This is a genomic window from Aestuariibaculum sp. M13 (assembly GCF_024723255.1).
GTDB lineage: Bacteria > Bacteroidota > Bacteroidia > Flavobacteriales > Flavobacteriaceae > Aestuariibaculum > Aestuariibaculum lutulentum.
The window spans coordinates 197,305-214,835 of sequence record NZ_JANIAC010000004.1; the positions used below are offsets into that span (position 1 = coordinate 197,305).

Sequence of the window (17,531 nt, forward strand, 5' to 3'; positions counted from 1 at the left end):
TTTTGGTGTTTAAATAGCTTGAAGTTTATGTTTATTAAATGTCTAGAAATGTTAAGGAAGGTCTTTGTTTTAATAAAAGAAAAATTATATTTATCAAATTATTAATAAAATCCGTAAATAGTTAAATTAATTCAAGTTGATAGCTGAAAATACAGAAATTACAGCAAAATCATTCAGAGAAATATACTATTCTCTATACCCTCGTTTACTTTCTTTTGGTTTAAAATATGTAAAAGATCAATTTGTAGCAGAGGAAGTTGTAGAGGAATGTATGATGTATTTATGGGAAAAAAGGAAGGAACTTCAGGATATTAAAGATTTAAAGTCCTATCTGTACACCATGGTTAAAAACCGATGCTATGCCTTTCTTAGAAACAACTATAAAGAAATATCTTTAGAAACGGTAAATTACGAATCTATATCTCAGGAAGAACAGTTTATAATTGAAGAAGAAGCCCATGCAATTTTAATGAAAGCTGTTGAAGAATTGCCAGAAAAATGTAAAAAAGTATTCAAAATGTCTTGTATTGATGGTATGAAATATAAAGATATTGCAATTGAAATGGATATTACTGTAAATACCGTAAAATCTCAGAGATCACGGGCTATAGAGCTTCTTAAAAGAAGCCTTAAAGACCAGCCTTTTGTCGTGGTTTATTTATCGATTTTGTTAAAATCACAATTTTTTTAAAATTTTTTTCCACCCATTCTGTATTTATTTTACTCTTATTATAAAAACAATGTGTTTTTAATAAATACATAATGTTTTAGTAATATAAATATGAGCAAAAAATTGTATTCAAAATATAGGATTGCAGAGCTGATTAGTAAATCCATTATGGGAACTATAGAATTGGCTGAAAAAGCAGAACTTGATCATTGGTTGCAAAATGAAGAAGCTTCCAAATTATATCAAGAAATTGTCGATCAGAAAAAGCTGAACGATAAATATAAATTTTATCAGTCTATAAGAACCGATAAAAAATTCAATCAACTACAACAAAAAATTAAAAAATCTAACAGGGTTAAGAAAATTAAAAACGTATTAAAGTATGCAGCCGTGTTGGTTGTTCTTTTATCAGTAACTTTTTATTGGCAGTACCGTACTCACGAACAAGAGCAAATTGTTACCCAGCAAGTCTTGAGTGAAATTAAACCTGGCTATTCAAAGGCCGTTTTAATTTTAGCCGATGGAAGTGAAGTGGTTTTGGATGCACATAAAAATGAGACCATTCAATCTAAAGGAGGACGCTTTATTGAAAATAAAGAAAATGTTCTGGAATATAAAGAGTATAACAATACAGCATCAGCATCGGTAGGTTTTAATACGCTGCATGTACCACATGGAGGTATTTATAGCGTGGTGTTGCCCGATGGGACAAAAGTTTGGGTTAACTCGGCATCATCAATTAAATATCCTGAATCTTTTACAGGAAATACAAGGGAGGTTGAATTATCTGGCGAGGCCTATTTTGATGTGGTTAAGAGTGATAAGAAGTTTATAGTGAAAACTAATACTTTAAATGTTACGGTTTTAGGAACATCATTTAATGTAAGTGCATATGAAGATGATGATTTTTTTGCCACAACGCTTGTAGAAGGTAAAGTGGAATTAACATCAGAGAATGCAGGAACAATGGTATTAGCACCTAATCAACAAGGGTATTATAAAAAAGGAAGCAATAGCATTATGTTAACCAAAAATGTAAGTGTTAGAAATTACACATCATGGAAAGATGGTAAATTTTATTTTGAACATGAGTCACTGGAAAACATACTTAAAAAATTAGGCAGATGGTATGATTTTGAAGTCGATTTTGAAGATAATAAAACCAAAACGGTTGTCTTTACTGGTGTGGCAAGAAAGGATAATGAATTAAGAAGTTTAATGGATATGATTGCAAAAACAGCTCGTATTGATTACAAGGCATATAAAAATGATAATAAAACTATAGAAGTGAAAATTTTGAAAAAATAACAGTACAAAAACCGATTGATATTGGTAGTATCAATCGGTTGTAAAATGCTGTTGATTAACTAAGTGACTAAAAATAATTAACCAATTTAACACGTAAATGTATGAAAAAAAACTTTTCAAGGGAAGGGTATTTTCTTCTCAGGCGATTCATGCCGCAAATTTTAAGCTTTATGAGGCGATCAATCTACTTGTTTATAATATTATTTAATATTGGTGCTTTTGCATTTTCACAAAAAATCACACTAAATCTCAATGGGGTTACGCTTCACGAAGCCTTGAGAACTGTTAGCGATAAGGCTAATATCGATTTCTTTTATAGTGATGATGAACTGGATATTAATAGAATAATTAATGCAGATTTTGTAGATACCGATGTAGAAGTTATTGTAACATCTTTAATAGGTGCTGGCTTTAAACTAGAAGAGCAAAGTAACGGACTGTATTTAATTGTGCCAGTTGAAGAAATACAACAGGGAAATCTTGTTAGTGGTGTTGTTACCGATGAAATAGGTCAGCCATTACCAGGAGTAACTGTTTTGGTAAAAGAAACAAAAAAAGGAGTAAGTACAGATTTTGATGGTAATTATAAAGTTGTTATTGAAAAAGGACAAACTCTTTTATTTAGCTATGTAGGTTTTAAATCTCAAGAAATTGTTTATAGCAGCCAAAAAACTATTGATATAAAATTAGCTGAAGATATATCAGCTTTAGATGAAGTTGTGGTTACCGGTATCGTAGAGCGTAAAAAAGATACCTACACGGGAGCTGTAAATACGGTTTCTGGTGAAGAACTTAAAGCGATAGGTAATGTTAATGTTATTGAAAGTTTAAAAACATTAGACCCTTCCTTTATAGTATTGGAAAACAACCTGCAAGGATCTAACCCTAATGTACTGCCAAACATTGAGGTAAGAGGAAAAACGAGTATTTCTAACGAAGACTTAAGAGACGAGTATGGAGCTGATCCAAACAGTCCTTTATTTATTTTAGATGGTTTTGAAACCACCCTGCGTACCATTGTAGATTTAGATATGAACCGTGTGGCTTCCATTACCATTTTAAAAGATGCTGCTTCTACAGCTTTGTATGGTTCTAAAGCAGCAAATGGCGTTGTAGTTGTTGAAACCATTAAGCCAAGAGAAGGTCAAATTCAATTAAGTTATACTGGAGATTTTACTGTTGAAACACCTGATCTCACAGATTATAATTTGATGAATTCTTCAGAAAAGTTAGAGTATGAAAGACTATCAGGGTTGTGGTCTGTTTATGGGAATCCTGTAGTTTTAGATAGTATGTATAATCAAAGATTAGCTGATATAAAAAGAGGTGTGGACACCTATTGGTTAAATGAGCCTGTAAGAACAGCAGTATCTCAAAGACATTCTGTCATGGCAAGTGGAGGCTCCGAATCGCTTCGATTTAATGCCGGTTTTAATTATCGTGATGGAAAAGGTGTGATGAAAGGCTCTGGAAGAGATACCTGGGGTGGTAATGTCGATTTAATTTATAGAAGAGGAAAGGTAAACATATCTAATAGATTATATGTTAGTGGTTACGAGGCTAAGGAATCTAATTATGGATCATTTAGTGATTATGCTCGAGCTAACCCATATTACAAAAAGTATAATGCTTTGGGAGAAATTACAAGGTATTTAGATGCTGATCCATTAAGAGGGAGTGGGTTAGTGAATCCTTTATACCAAACATTACTGAATAATTCAGATGAAACAACAAGCTTTTCCATTCAGAATAACTTGGGTATTATAATAGATTTAACACCTAATTTAAGAGTTCAAGGTGGACTTCAGGTGAGAAAGATTTCTTCAGAAAGAGAAGTATTCCTAGATCCTGAAGATCCAACATTTGATGATGTTAGTTTTTTTGAAAAGGGAACATTAACAAAAACAGAAAACGATAATTTTAACTATATGGCTAACGCGATGTTAGTGTATAATAATTTAATAAATGGTAAGCATAGTATAAATGCGAATGTTCGAGCTGATATAGAGGAGCAAAATTCAGAAGTTTATGGTACTACAGTTGTAGGTTTTCCAGTTGGTGCAAATGCCAATCCAAGCTTTTCATTTAGTTATAGGCCAGATTCTAAGCCTAATTATTCGGTACGAAAATACCGTAGAAATAATATTATGGCTTCTGTTAACTATGCTTTTGATAAACGATACTTACTAGATTTAAATTACCGTTTAGATGGGTCTACGGCTTTTGGGTCTAACGAGCAATTTTCACCATTCTGGTCCGCAGGTTTAGGATGGAATATTCATAAAGAGAAGATGTTTAAATCAAATATTATTAATCTGCTTCGTTTAAAACAAACCTTTGGTTATACCGGGAATCAGAATTTAGGTAGTGTAGCTTCTACATCTGTCTATAACTATGGAAATACTGTAAGCGCCCTAGGAGTAGGAACAGAATTAAGCCAATTTGCAAATGCCGATTTAGAGTGGCAGCGGACTTTCGATATGAACTTAGGTTTAGATTTCGCTATGTTCAATAATAGGTTTGATGGACGCTTTAATTTATATAGAAAAAACACTGATCCTCTAGTTGTTGCAGTTGGTCTGGCTTCTTCTACTGGATTAGTAAGTTATCCATTAAATGTGGGGCGATTAGAGGTAAATGGTTTTGAAGCCATCGTAAATTATAAAATCATTAATAATTTAAGTAAAGATTTTATGTGGCGTACCGGAATTACAGGTGCAACGTTAAAAATGAATTATGATGGTTTCGGAAATAAATTACAAGAATTAGATGAAAATGCTATAGCTAGCGGAGATTTATTAAGATATAGGGATGGTTACAGTCCTGATGATATTTGGACGGTACCTTCTATGGGAATAGACCCTGCTACCGGAAAAGAAGTCTTTTTAAAGAAAAACGGACAAACCACTTTTGATTATGATTATCAAGATGAAATAGTGGTTGGTAATACCAGACCAACTTTAGAGGGTGTTTACAGTAACTATTTTAGTTTAAAAGGTTTTACGTTGGGAGTAAATGTAAGATATCGTTTTGGGGGACAGCAGTTTAATTATGCTTTGTATAACAAGGTTGAGAACATTAGGTATGGGGATGTCTTGTATAACCAGGATAGAAGAGCTTTATACGAAAGGTGGCAACAATCTGGAGATGTTGCACAGTTTAGAGATATAAGAGTAGATGCCTACACTAAAAGAGTGCCAATTTCATCACGTTTTGTTCAAGATGAAGATGTTTTAATAGGTGAGTCAATTAATTTTGGCTATAGAGCTAGTAATAAAAAGTGGTTGGAGGCTATTGGAATGAAATCATTACGATTTAATGCTTATATGAATAACATTTTTAGAGTTTCATCAGTATTAGCGGAGCGCGGGATTGATTATCCATTTGCTCGTTCTGTATCTTTTAGTATTAACGCGTCATTTTAATAAGTATGTTGATTATGAAGAATAGTATAAAAAACAATATAATTAAGATAATAGGTGTGGTATTTATTGGGATTACTTCAAGTTCTTGTAGTGATTATTTAGATGTTACACCAGAGGATAAAATATTAGAATCACAATTGTATGCAACCGAAGGTGGAATACAAAATCAATTAAACGGAGTTTATCATAGAATAACTTCGGAACCACTTTATGGAGGGAGGTTAACTATGGGAGTCATGGAACTTTTAGCTCAGAGGTATACTATTGCAAGATCAGATTCCGACTATGCTCCTTTCGTAGGATATAATTATTCTAATGAAGATTTAAGAAGTAGTTTTGATGGTATTTGGACAAATGCATATGTGTCGATTTTAAATCTTAATGATTTAATTACGAATGTCGACAAATATGGTGTTCTTAATCCAGAAAAATCTAACATTATTAAAGGTGAGGCCTATGGGTTGCGTGCTATGTTACACTTTGATTTGTTACGAATTTTTGGCCCTATTTATAGTGAAAACCCGGAATCTAGTGCAATTCCATACTATTCTGAAGCAAAAGCAGAGAATGGAGAAATATTATCGGCTAAAGCAGTTATGGAATTAGTTCTGAAAGATTTGGATATGGCAGAAAGTTTACTTGAAAATGATCCTATACTTGGAAATTCAAGTATAACAGACGGTTACTATTTAAATAATAGAAAATTACATCTAAATTATTTTGGAGTAAAGGCTTTACAAGCAAGAGTTAATTTATATGCAGGGAATATTGAAACAGCCAAAACCGCTGCCAAATTTGTAATAGATGAGGCATCATCAATTTACCCTTGGACATCGCCTTCAGCTATTACCTCTGCTGGAGGAAATCCGGATCGTTCATTTTCACCAGAGGTGATTTTTGGACCTCAAAATGTAAATCTATACAACCGATATGATAATATGTTTTCAGGTGAACTTAGAGCGAACGATGTTTTGTATTACAACGAATCACGATTAGATCAAATGTTCGAATCGAATGAAAGTGATTATAGATATAATTACATTTGGATTAAACCTACGGAAGGTGGAGAAATTACCTTTCGTACATTTCACAAATTTGCCGATGTTGCAGAGCCAGATATGCCTTTTAGGTATATGCAACCATTAATTCGAAAAACAGAGATGTATTATATTTTAGCTGAAGCAGAAACGGATGAAATTACTGCTTTAGAATATCTTAATACGGTAAGATATAATCGAGGATTGGTAAATGCAGAATCAGGAGTGGATATTCAAGCTGAAATTGAAAAGGAATATATGAGAGAGTTTTTTGGTGAGGGACAACTTTTCTTTTATTACAAAAGGAGAAACATAGAGAAAATTCCAAATGCTAAATCTACATCATCTAGGTCTTTTATAACTATGAGTCCTGAAAAGTATGTTCTTCCATTGCCAGATTCAGAATTAAAATATCAGTAAACAATTAAAAGTAAATTATGAAAAAAATAATTTTATATATAACGTTTCTATGTATTGGTCTTGTTATGCTGTCTTGTGAAGAAGATAAGTTACCAACGTATAGTGCTAAAGACAGTATTTATTATACATGGCCTCTAGAAGGTTATACAACTGATGTGTATCTATCTTACACAGACAGTTTAGGGAGTACTTTTGCTTTTCAGCCAGATGAAGTAAAAGAATTGGTTTTCGATTTAAAAGTTTCTGTTCAAGGTCATGTGACTGATTATGATCGTGAAGTAAAGGTAAAAGTTTCCGAGGCAAGTACGGCTATTGAAGGTGTTCACTATAGTTTACCTGAAAAAATTGTTTTTGGAGCTAATAAAAAGTCAGATTTTATCCCTGTTACTTTTTATAAAACAGATGATATGAAGGATAATTCCTATAACCTTATTTTAGAGTTACAAGAAAGTAAAGATTTTGCAGTTGATATGAAGGACAAAGTAGTAGATGAATTAACTCAAGAAACGTTAAGCTTTTCTGTTTTTCAGCTAACAATCAATAATATTATTAGAGAACCAAGTTTTTGGAACTGGTATTGGCTTGGAGATTTTTCAGAAAGGAAAATGTTACTTATGAGTGAGGTTCTTGATATACCTTTAGATTATTACGATGTGACTGATGATTATGCTGAAATGAAGTATCATGCAGTTTACATGCAACGTTACCTAAATGAAAAGGAAAAGGCAGGAGAAACCATTTATGAAGAAGACGGAAATGCAATGGTAATGGGGAGTAATGCTCAAAACTAATTAAAACTATAGTTATGATAAAAAATATAAAATATCCATTTATAATAATTTTCTGCGCTTTGTTATTTAACTCATGTGCAGAAGATTTAGGAAATTATGATTACAAAGAGATTAATGAAGTGCTTTTTAGTGCAGTAGAATCACATTACAATGTATTGTTAGGAGAACCTTTAGAAATTAAGCCAGAACTTAACTTTACCCTTGACCAAAAAGGTGATGAAAATGATTATGAATACGAATGGTATGCACAAGGTCCCGGTGATGATATTATATTGGGTACAGAAAAGAATTTAGTTATTGAAGCAGTACAGCTAATTCCAGGAGAATATAATGTGCGTTATCGTGTAACTGATAAAGATACAGGAGTACAATGGAATACACAGTTTTATTTAGATGTAAAAAGTGCCATTTATGAAGGATGGATGGTACTGTGTGACGATAATGGTACGGCACGTTTAGATATGTTGTCTTTAATAGATGATGAATATAGAACGATTAATGATGTATTGGATTTTTCCGGTTCATCACTAAAATTAGAAGGCGCTCCTAAATTTGTTTATTGTTATTCACATAGGAATTTTTATGGAATTTATGTGACATCAGAAGATACGGGAACAACAAGGATTCATCCTGATACTTTTGATTGGAAACCAGAATATTACTTATCTTATGAAATGATGACATTAGATACGCCATTAGATTACGGAGTTGATTTTATGAATATTGCTTCGTTCCAGAATAGAGCGTGTTTTATTTATAAGGATGGCGATATTTTTCAGTATAACTCTACTTATTTTGATTATGGAATACCTAATAACACAGTACTTAGTGAAGCTAAGAACTTTAAAGCAGCTCCGTTTATAGCAGAATGTTTCTTATTCTGTAGTATAATTTATGATGCAGATAACCAAAGGTTTTTGAAAATAGGTTATAATCAACAAAGTTGCTATACTTTGCCTGAAGGAAATTTATTTGATTATAATACAGGTAAAGATATGGTTTACATGACTTATACTTATTATAATGGAGGAGAGGTACACTCTCTTTTAAAAGACCCAAATAATTCTAAATTATACTTAGCTAGAATGGGAGTTTCAATATCCGGTACTGTAACACAACGGTATTATGAAGAAATACCAGAAGATATAGCGGCAGTTATGCTACAATCTAAAGATTTTGCCATAAGCCCAAATTTTGGATATTTATTTTATAATGACGGCAGTAAGGTGTATGAGTATGATTTTAATTTAAAACAATCGAAAGTAGTTTTAGATAAAGGGGCTGAGCAAATTACCTTAATGAAATTTGAAAACAAGAATAATATACCTAGTAGTATGGTAAAACAGTTGCATGTATTTACCTATAATGAAAGTACTCAGAATGGTGCTTTAGAATTGTATACAGTTCCTCCGGTAAACGGGATGCTAGATTTAGAACAGCGATTTGAAGGCTTAGGAAAAGTCGTGAGTTCATCATACCGTAGACGTTAAAAGTTATATTTAGAAGAAAGGAGAAGCTATCCTTCTCTTTTCTTCTTTCCTTTTTAAAAATATATTAATCTCTAAATTTATAGGTTCAATTTTTAAGCGCTTTAAACAAAGCGTAAAAGAGGTCTACACTCTTAAGTGAACCGCTAATTTATCTTTTAGAGAGTTAGTGTATGTAAGGCCGAAATTTCTTTAACCAAATTAAATACAAATCATTCAAACTATTAATAATGAAAAAGCAAATTATTTTTGTAATAGCTTGTACTATGTCAATTTTAAATGTGTTGCATGCTAGATCTAAAATGAACATGGCAACTATAGTAGGGCACTTAAATTTCCAATCAGTAACTAATCAAGTGACTTTGCTCCATGTTGTAAAAGGGCAATTAGTAGAACATACTACAACGCAGGTTAATTCAGAAGGTAACTTTGGCTTTAATTTACCTATTATAGATCCTGGATTTTATTATGTTGATTATGGACAATTTAACAGGAAATTACGAGGACAAAATATTCGTCTTTATATACAGCCAGGCTTAGAAATTAATATTGATATTAGTGAGAATAGTTATAAGTTAAAAGGTAAGAAAAATGGTTATAATGATTTGGTACAAAAGGCTAATGAAATTAATAATCAATTTAGGACTTTTAACCGAGTAGGTGCTTATCAAACATATAAGGATTTTTTTCCTTTTATTCAAAATAAAGGTTATCAGATGGTTGAGGATTTGAAAAGAGCCGTTCATACTAACGACGAGAAGTTTAATAAGCTTTTAAAGTTGGCTATTCAAGCAGATTTTGAAACAGAGGCTTTTTTCTTTTTTCGCTTACCAAGGGTTGCTCATCCCGAAAAAAACAATCGTCCAAAGGTTTATGCAGATTTTTATACTGAAGGTATCAAATTTTCAGATCCAAATATTTTAAAATTAGATAACGGTAAAAAATGGATGCTTAGTTATTTCTATTATCACAGGCGTCAATCTTCAAAAAAAATATCAAAACTAGAAGTAATTAGTCAAGAGATGGCCCATATTTCTGAATCTAACCTTAAAGAATTATACATACTTGAAACACTTAAAGAATTGAAGCTAAAACCTGAAGAATATAAAGTTGTTATTCGTCCTTTGTATCAATATCTGACATCCGAAGAAAGTAAAAACTATACTTTAGAATGTGAAAAAAAAATGCACTCTGAAGAAGGTCAACCGGGAGTTGAATTTACTTACGAAGATGTTTTCGGTAAACCAGTGTCTTTTTCTGATTTCAAAGGTAAATATATGTATGTAGATGTTTGGGCGACTTGGTGTGGACCATGTAAAGCGGAAATTCCACATCTTAAAAAATTAGAAAAAGATTATGCAGGTGAAGATATTGTTTTTATGAGCGTGTCGTTAGATAAGTTAAAAGATAAACAAAAATGGAAGGATTTTGTTCAAAGTGAGAATCTTGGAGGGATTCAGTTAATGGCTGATAAAGATTTTAGTTCCCGTATTGCAAAAAATTATGAAATAAATGCAATTCCTCGTTTTTTAATGTTTGATAAAGAGGGGAAAATTATATCGACAAATGCCTTAAGGCCTTCTGATAAATTATTAAAAGACCAACTTAATACACTACTTGAACTTCAAAAATAAATTAGTTATGAAAAAAATATATTTGGTTTTATGCTTGTCTTCAATATTATCTGTAGGATGTTCTTCATCAAAAAAAGCTAGTAAAATTACTCAAGAGCAACTTAATCAAATGGATTCAGTTGCTATTACTAAAACAATTAAAAAGCTCTTAAAAAGTGAAAATGAAGAAGATTTTAGAACGGTAGTTAAGTATTATAATTCTAAAAAGGACGTAAAAAAAATTAACGAAGTAGCTAAAAAGGCCCGTGAAAAGTTCCCATTCGGTTATCATGCAGTAAGCAGGCAATCCGGTATTATGGATCGTGAAAAGGATCCTGAATTAAAAGCTAAAGCTTTTGATGAGTTAAGAAAGAATTTTTCACATCATAAGTTAGAAATGGCTTATTATACGATGGTGCTTTTCCAGCTGGAACATGGAGAGTATAATCAAGCCATTGCTTATCAACAGGAAATGAAAAATACGAGTCGTTTTCGCTATTATTTATTAAATATTATAGTTCAACATGCGGATAAATCAGGTGTTGAAATTGATAAAGTTAAACTGTTTAAAACCAATTTGGAAGCTTTTCAAGCCATTAAAGAAAATACAAATGATGATGAAAAAACACTAAGAACATTGAGGTATGGATTAGCAGAAGCTTATTGTGACAAAGGTAAGGTTAATGAAGCCTTGGAAGTTATGTCAGATATTAGTAAGACGAATAAAAAAATAAGTTTGAAAGATGCTCTCATCCTATCTAAATGTGGTGATTATGAAGAGGTTATTCCTGTTTTTGAAAATGCAATAATAGACGGTCGATTAAATGAGGAGACAAAATATTATCTAGAAAGAGCCTATAAAGCAGAGGGAGGAGTAGATTTCAATCTTTATTTTGAAGAGTTAATTAATAAAATGAATGATGGTATTTCAAAACACGTTAGCGAGATAATGATTAATGATCCATCTCCAAACTTTGTGATTAAGGATATTGATGGAAACGAGGTTACAAATGAAGATTTTAAAGGAAAAATTCTAGTAATAGATTTTTGGGCGACTTGGTGTGGACCCTGTAAACAATCTTTTCCAGGCATGAAAGCTGCTGCAAATAAGTATAAAAATGATAAAGATGTGAAATTTTTATTTGTTCATACATTCGAAAAACAAACCGATCCATTAACACTTGCTAAAAATTACTTAAGTGAAAATAATTATGACTTTGATTTATACATGGATTATAGAAATAAAGAAACTAGGACTAATCAAGCAGCAACAGCTTTTGGGATAACCGGTATTCCAACTAAAGTTGTTATTGACGATAAAGGGAATTTAAGATTTAAAGTAGTTGGTTTTAATAGCGATAAAAATATCATGGTTGCCGAACTATCAGCGATGATAGATATGATTAAAAAAGAAGATTTACAATAATAAAAAGTAATAAAAAAGTAATAATTAAATAAAACGGCTATGAAAAAAACATATATGGCACTTGGCTTTTCGGCAATTCTACTAGTGGGATGTGGATCAGCTAATAAGGCTTCTAATATTACTCAGGAGCAATTGAATCAAATGGATTCATCAGGAGCTAGTAAAATAATTAAGAAGCTTTTAAAGAGTAAAGTCGAGGAGGACTACAAAAAAGTGGTTAATTATTATAACGCTCAAAAAAATAAAGAAAAGTCAAAAGAGATTGTTGATTTGGCAGCCGAGGAATTTCCATATGGATTTTATGCAGCTAGAGTTAAGACATCTGAGATTTTAAGGGAAGAAGATCCGGTAGATAAAATTAAACTTTTTGAAGAAGCTAAAATGGGTTTTCAATCCCAAAATTTTGAAGGAGCTTATTATACAATGATTAAGTTTCAGTTGGATAGAGGTAATTACAAAGAAGCAGTTGTTTATCAACAAGAAATGGATGAAAGAAGTCAAATGAGATTTTTGGCTTTAGATTTAATATCTAGAGAGGTAAATAAATCTGAAAAGAACTTTGGTTTGGTTGATTTGTTAGAATCAGAATTGTCAAAATTTGAAGCAAACAAAGGTAAGTCAGATAATCAATTATGGCTAAAAGATAGTCAATTGTTAAAAACTCTTAAGTTCAGTTATGCAGAGGCTCTTTATAAAGAAGGAAAACTTGATGAGGCGATTAAAGTCATTCAGGTATTAAGAAATACTTCAGAGAATAAAGGGAAATTAAGTTTAAAATATGCTACGATGTTGGCTAAATGCGGAAGCTATGAGGAGGCGTTGCCTGCACTAGAAAATGCGGTAATTGAAGGTAAAGCAACCGAAGAGACAAAAACATACTTGAAAACAGCGTATACAGAATTAGGTAACACCGATTACGACACTTATTTAGACGGATTAATGAATAAAATGAATGATGAAATTCTTAATCATTTAGCAGAAATCATGATTAATGAGCCTTCACCAAATTTTACATTAAAAGATATAAATGGTAAGGATGTAACCAATGAAGATTTAAAAGGAAAAACTTTAGTTGTTGATTTTTGGGCAACCTGGTGTGGGCCTTGTAAAGCATCATTTCCAGGTATGAAAGCAGCAGCTAATAAATATAAAAACGATGAAGATGTCATGTTTTTATTTGTACATACTTTCGAGAAAGATAAAGATCCGCTAACCTTGGCTAAAAATTATTTAAGTGAGAATAATTATGATTTCGATTTATATATGGATTATAGAAATGCAGAAACAAGAACCAATCAGGCAGCATCAGCTTTTGGTGTAACGGGTATACCAACAAAGGTTGTTATTGATCCTAAAGGGAATTTGAGATTTAAAGTTGTTGGTTTTAAAGGTGGAATTGACGGTATGGTTGCAGAGTTATCGGCAATGATAGAAATGGCTCAAGGTAAAGATTTAAAATCGTAGAGTTTAAAGTTGATTAGGAAGCTAATCTAAGTGTAAGTCGAAAGCATCGCATTTGCGATGCTTTTTAATTTTGAACTTCCTGTATTTGATTGGATATGAAGATGGGAGAAGATAATTTATGGTTATAATTATAGGAATTATGAGTGGATAGGACGGAGATCATGGATCATTAACGGCAGATATAATGCCCTCGTTTAATTATTGTTATAAAGTGTGGTTAAATAAATTGAATTAGTTAAAACAAGTAATTATTGATTTTATTAGATATCTTTTTCAGTATCAACGGAAGAAATAATCTGTCATTTTCGAAACCTTTCCTAATTTTTTTATAGGCCACACTCATTTGATTTTCAACTGTTTTTTCAGATATATTTAATTTTTCAGCTATCTCTTTATAGTTTAGTCCTCGTAGCTTGTTTAACTCTAAAATTTCTTTACACTTGGGAGGAAGAGTATTCATTAATCTTCTGAGTTTCTGAATTTTTTTTCTTGGTATTCTTTGTTCTCCTTGATTAATTCTCGAAGGATGTTTTGACGTAATTCTTCAAAAAACAAATCCTGATTTTTATTTTTTCTACAATGGTCAATAAATGTGTTATAAACCATTGAGTATAGATAGCTTTTAGGGTTATGTGGATAGGGCGGTTATAGTATACCACCCACAGCGGATAAAATTGAGCATAGCAATAATTAATAAGAATCCTTTTAATAGCTTAGACTGTAAAGAGTTTTTATGTGGCTCAAAAAATTCCGTTTTGAGTGGTTCAGTATTTCCGTTTTTTGCAACTCATCTTAAATTCTGTTATGCTTAATTTTTTCTGCCGCAGACGGTTTTATATTTCCGGTTTTTCAGTTGGAAAATATTTTTGAAATAAATTAAGGGTTTTCAATATCAGTTTTCGTCTCTAAAAAAGTAGTTCGTTTTGTTAAACAGCATAATTAATATTGTTTAATCAGTTGAACTTGATATAAACAAATGGCAAGAATATAGAACAGATAGAATTGGAGTTAGCAAAGAAAAATAAATAACTATATGATATTTAGGAATATTAAGGCATTGATCCTTTTGTCACTTGTACTGGCGGGATTTCAAAGTTGTGAAAACCCTTCTGTTTCAGAAATTGATTTATCAGGAGATTGGAATTTTAAAATAGATACCTTAGATGAAGGTGTTAGCCAAAATTGGTTTGAATTAAATTTTGAAGAAACTGTTAAGTTGCCAGGGTCCATGGCTGAAAATGGAAAAGGACATGATGTTTCTCAGAAAACAGTTTGGACGGGTAACATGGATAAGGATAAATTGTGGTATGAAAACGATGTTGTAAAAAAGCATTTAAAAGAAGGGGTTGTAAAGGTGCCTTTTTGCTTAACTCCTGTTAAAGAATATGTGGGGCCGGCATGGTATCAAAAAACCGTTACTATTCCAGAAGCATGGAATAACAAACGTATCGTTTTAAATTTAGAACGTGTACATTGGGAATCGATGGTTTGGGTAAACGGTAAACAGGTTGGTATGCAAAATAGTTTAGGGACTTCTCACCAGTACATCCTAACTGACATTTTAACTTCCGGTAACCATAAAATTACAATTCGTGTAGACAACAGAATTAAGGACATAGATGTAGGTTTGGATGCTCATAGTGTTTCTGATAATACTCAAAGTAATTGGAATGGAATAGTGGGAGATATCAGTCTTAAAATTGTTCCAAAATTAGCTATTGGTGATGTGAAGATTTATCCGAACATAAAAGATAAATCTGTAAAAGTGCTTGTAGATTTTGAAGGTAAGCATGGTGTGGATTCTGATGCAGAATTAATGCTTCAGGTCAATGAAAAGTCTGAAGGAGGAAAAGTTTTAAAAGCAGTTTCTAAAAAAATAAACCAGGGTACATCGAACCAAGTCGAATTGGTTTACCCAATGGGAGATCATCCTCAACTTTGGGATGAGTTTAATCCAAATTTATACGACATGAAACTTACCCTAAATTCTGTTCAAGGGAAAGATGAGAAGTGTATTAGTTTTGGTATGCGTGAGTTTAAAGCTAATGGTACGGTGTTTACAATTAATGAAAGACCTGTGTTTTTAAGAGGTACTTTAGAGTGCGCTATCTTTCCGTTAACAGGGTATCCGCCAACCGATGTCGATTCATGGAAGCGTATTATGAAAACGGTTAAAAATTTTGGTTTAAATCATATACGATTTCACTCATGGTGTCCTCCGGAAGCTGCTTTTCAAGCGGCCGACGAACTTGGGGTTTATCTACAAGTCGAAGCTTCGGCATGGACCTTCGTAGGTAATGGTGCTCCAATCGATCAATGGCTTTATGAAGAAGGTGAAGCTATGCTTAATGCTTATGGGAACCATCCATCTTTTGTCATGATGGCTTATGGAAATGAGCCTTTTGGTAAAAATCACAAGAACTATTTAGCAAAATTTGTTGATCATTTTAAAAGTATAGATAATAGAAGATTATATACCGGCGGGGGTGGGTGGCCTTATTTAGAAAACCAGGATTTTTACGATAATGCAGCTCCAAGAATTCAGTTATGGAATCAAAATCTGGAAAGTGTCATTAATAAATATCCGCCACAAACCAACTTCGATTACGATTCGCTGGTAAAAAGCATCCCGATGCCTTATGTGACTCATGAAATGGGCCAATGGTGTGCATATCCTAATTTTAAAGAAATGTCAAAATATACTGGTGTTCTTAAACCCAGAAATTTTGAAATCTTTCAAGAAACGCTTATTGAGAATGGGATGGGAGAGTTAGCAGATGAATTTCTTTTGGCTTCAGGAAAATTACAAACCTTGTGTTATAAGGCTGATATTGAAGCGGCTTTAAGGACTAAGAATTTAGCAGGATTTCAATTGCTTGATTTACATGACTTCCCGGGGCAGGGAACAGCTTTAGTAGGTGTATTAGATGCATTTTGGGATGAAAAAGGCTATGTTACAAGCGACTTGTATAGTAAGTTTTGCAATCAAACAGTGCCGTTAGCACGTTTAGAAAAGCGTATTTATAGTAATACGGACACATTAAAAGCATCAATAGAAATTGCTCATTTTGGTAAATCTCCGTTAGTCAATGCGAAACCTAAATGGAAGTTAACAAATATGTCAGGTCAATTAATTGAAGAGGGTCGTTTTGCCGAAAAAACAATCGATATAGGTAATGGAATTGCTTTAGGCGAAGTTGTTGTTCCGTTAAGTAAAAGTCAGAACCCGGAAAAGTTAATTTTATCAGTTCAAGTTACTGAATTTGAAAATACATGGGATGTTTGGGTTTACCCAATTGAGCAAACGGAAATTACGAATGAGAATTCTGTAAAAGTGGTTCATAAACTGGATAAGCAAACTATAGAGTATTTGAAGAATGGGGGAAAAGTCCTTTTTAATATTTCAAAGGGGGATATCTTACCCGAAAAGGGAGGTGATATAGCTGTTGGGTTTTCAAGTATTTTTTGGAATACCTCCTGGACATTAGGGCAGAAACCACACACATTGGGTATATTATGCGATCCTAAGCATCCTGCTTTGGAAGCGTTTCCTACAGAATATCATTCAAATTGGCAATGGTGGGATGCTATGAGTCATTCTAACGCGATTGTATTGGATGAATTTCCAAAATCTTTAAAACCTATTGTTAGAGTTATAGACGATTGGTTTCAAAACCGTCGTACGGCACTCTTAATTGAGGCTAAAGTGGGGAAGGGAAGTTTATTAATGTCAGGTATAGATTTACATACTAATATTAATGAAAGGTTGGAAGCTAAACAATTATTATACAGCTTAAAAAAGTATATGACTAGCAATCAATTTAACCCGGATACTGCTCTTAACATAGAAGATATTACTTCTCTGTTGGTTAAATAAAAACTATAAACAA

12 protein-coding genes are annotated in these 17,531 nt (G+C 32.4%); 10 read left to right on the top strand and 2 right to left on the bottom strand.

The window, feature by feature from the left end; all coding sequences use genetic code 11:
- Nucleotides 1-136 precede the first annotated feature (136 nt).
- The 9 genes from NO995_RS14620 (at nt 137) to NO995_RS14660 (ending at nt 13,641) form a co-directional block, all read left to right on the top strand.
- Nucleotides 137-691, top strand: a complete 555-nt coding sequence (locus NO995_RS14620) for an RNA polymerase sigma-70 factor (protein WP_258228134.1) — start codon at nt 137-139, stop codon at nt 689-691.
- A 90-nt stretch (nt 692-781) separates the two neighbouring features.
- Entirely contained in the window at nt 782-1,978 is a 1,197-nt protein-coding gene (locus NO995_RS14625; RefSeq protein ID WP_258228135.1) for a FecR family protein, read from the top strand.
- A gap of 170 nt (nt 1,979-2,148) precedes the next feature.
- The gene (locus NO995_RS14630) at nt 2,149-5,403 is read left to right on the top strand and encodes a SusC/RagA family TonB-linked outer membrane protein (RefSeq protein ID WP_258228136.1); all 3,255 of its coding nucleotides are present in this window, start codon (nt 2,149-2,151) and stop codon (nt 5,401-5,403) included.
- Nucleotides 5,404-5,417: 14 nt separating this feature from the next.
- Entirely contained in the window at nt 5,418-6,860 is a 1,443-nt protein-coding gene (locus NO995_RS14635) for a RagB/SusD family nutrient uptake outer membrane protein (protein WP_258228137.1), read from the top strand.
- Nucleotides 6,861-6,877: 17 nt separating this feature from the next.
- Nucleotides 6,878-7,651 carry a DUF4843 domain-containing protein gene (locus tag NO995_RS14640; RefSeq protein ID WP_258228138.1) on the top strand — a complete coding sequence of 258 codons (774 nt, stop codon included), beginning with the start codon at nt 6,878-6,880 and terminating at the stop codon, nt 7,649-7,651.
- Nucleotides 7,652-7,665: 14 nt separating this feature from the next.
- Complete coding sequence (locus NO995_RS14645) at nt 7,666-9,141, top strand: PKD-like family lipoprotein (protein ID WP_258228139.1); 1,476 nt, start codon at nt 7,666-7,668, stop codon at nt 9,139-9,141.
- A 227-nt stretch (nt 9,142-9,368) separates the two neighbouring features.
- Nucleotides 9,369-10,772, top strand: coding sequence for a TlpA disulfide reductase family protein (locus tag NO995_RS14650; RefSeq protein WP_258228140.1), 1,404 nt, complete (start codon nt 9,369-9,371; stop codon nt 10,770-10,772).
- A gap of 7 nt (nt 10,773-10,779) precedes the next feature.
- On the top strand, nt 10,780-12,177 hold the full coding sequence (locus NO995_RS14655) for a redoxin family protein (RefSeq protein ID WP_258228141.1): 1,398 nt from the start codon (nt 10,780-10,782) through the stop codon (nt 12,175-12,177).
- A gap of 39 nt (nt 12,178-12,216) precedes the next feature.
- Nucleotides 12,217-13,641: a redoxin domain-containing protein gene (locus NO995_RS14660; protein WP_258228142.1), complete on the top strand. Its 1,425-nt coding sequence runs from the start codon at nt 12,217-12,219 to the stop codon at nt 13,639-13,641.
- Nucleotides 13,642-13,876: 235 nt separating this feature from the next.
- On the opposite strand, the gene NO995_RS17845 is transcribed toward NO995_RS14660, so the two are convergent.
- Both NO995_RS17845 and NO995_RS14665 read right to left on the bottom strand, forming a co-directional pair.
- Nucleotides 13,877-14,101, bottom strand: a complete 225-nt coding sequence (locus NO995_RS17845) for a sigma-70 family RNA polymerase sigma factor (RefSeq protein ID WP_375141560.1) — start codon at nt 14,099-14,101, stop codon at nt 13,877-13,879.
- Nucleotides 14,101-14,247 carry a hypothetical protein gene (locus tag NO995_RS14665; protein ID WP_258228143.1) on the bottom strand — a complete coding sequence of 49 codons (147 nt, stop codon included), beginning with the start codon at nt 14,245-14,247 and terminating at the stop codon, nt 14,101-14,103. The genes NO995_RS17845 and NO995_RS14665 overlap by 1 nt, the downstream gene beginning before the upstream one ends.
- A gap of 427 nt (nt 14,248-14,674) precedes the next feature.
- Between NO995_RS14665 and NO995_RS14670 the strand changes: the two genes are divergently transcribed.
- On the top strand, nt 14,675-17,518 hold the full coding sequence (locus NO995_RS14670) for a sugar-binding domain-containing protein (RefSeq protein ID WP_258228144.1): 2,844 nt from the start codon (nt 14,675-14,677) through the stop codon (nt 17,516-17,518).
- Nucleotides 17,519-17,531: the final 13 nt, after the last annotated feature.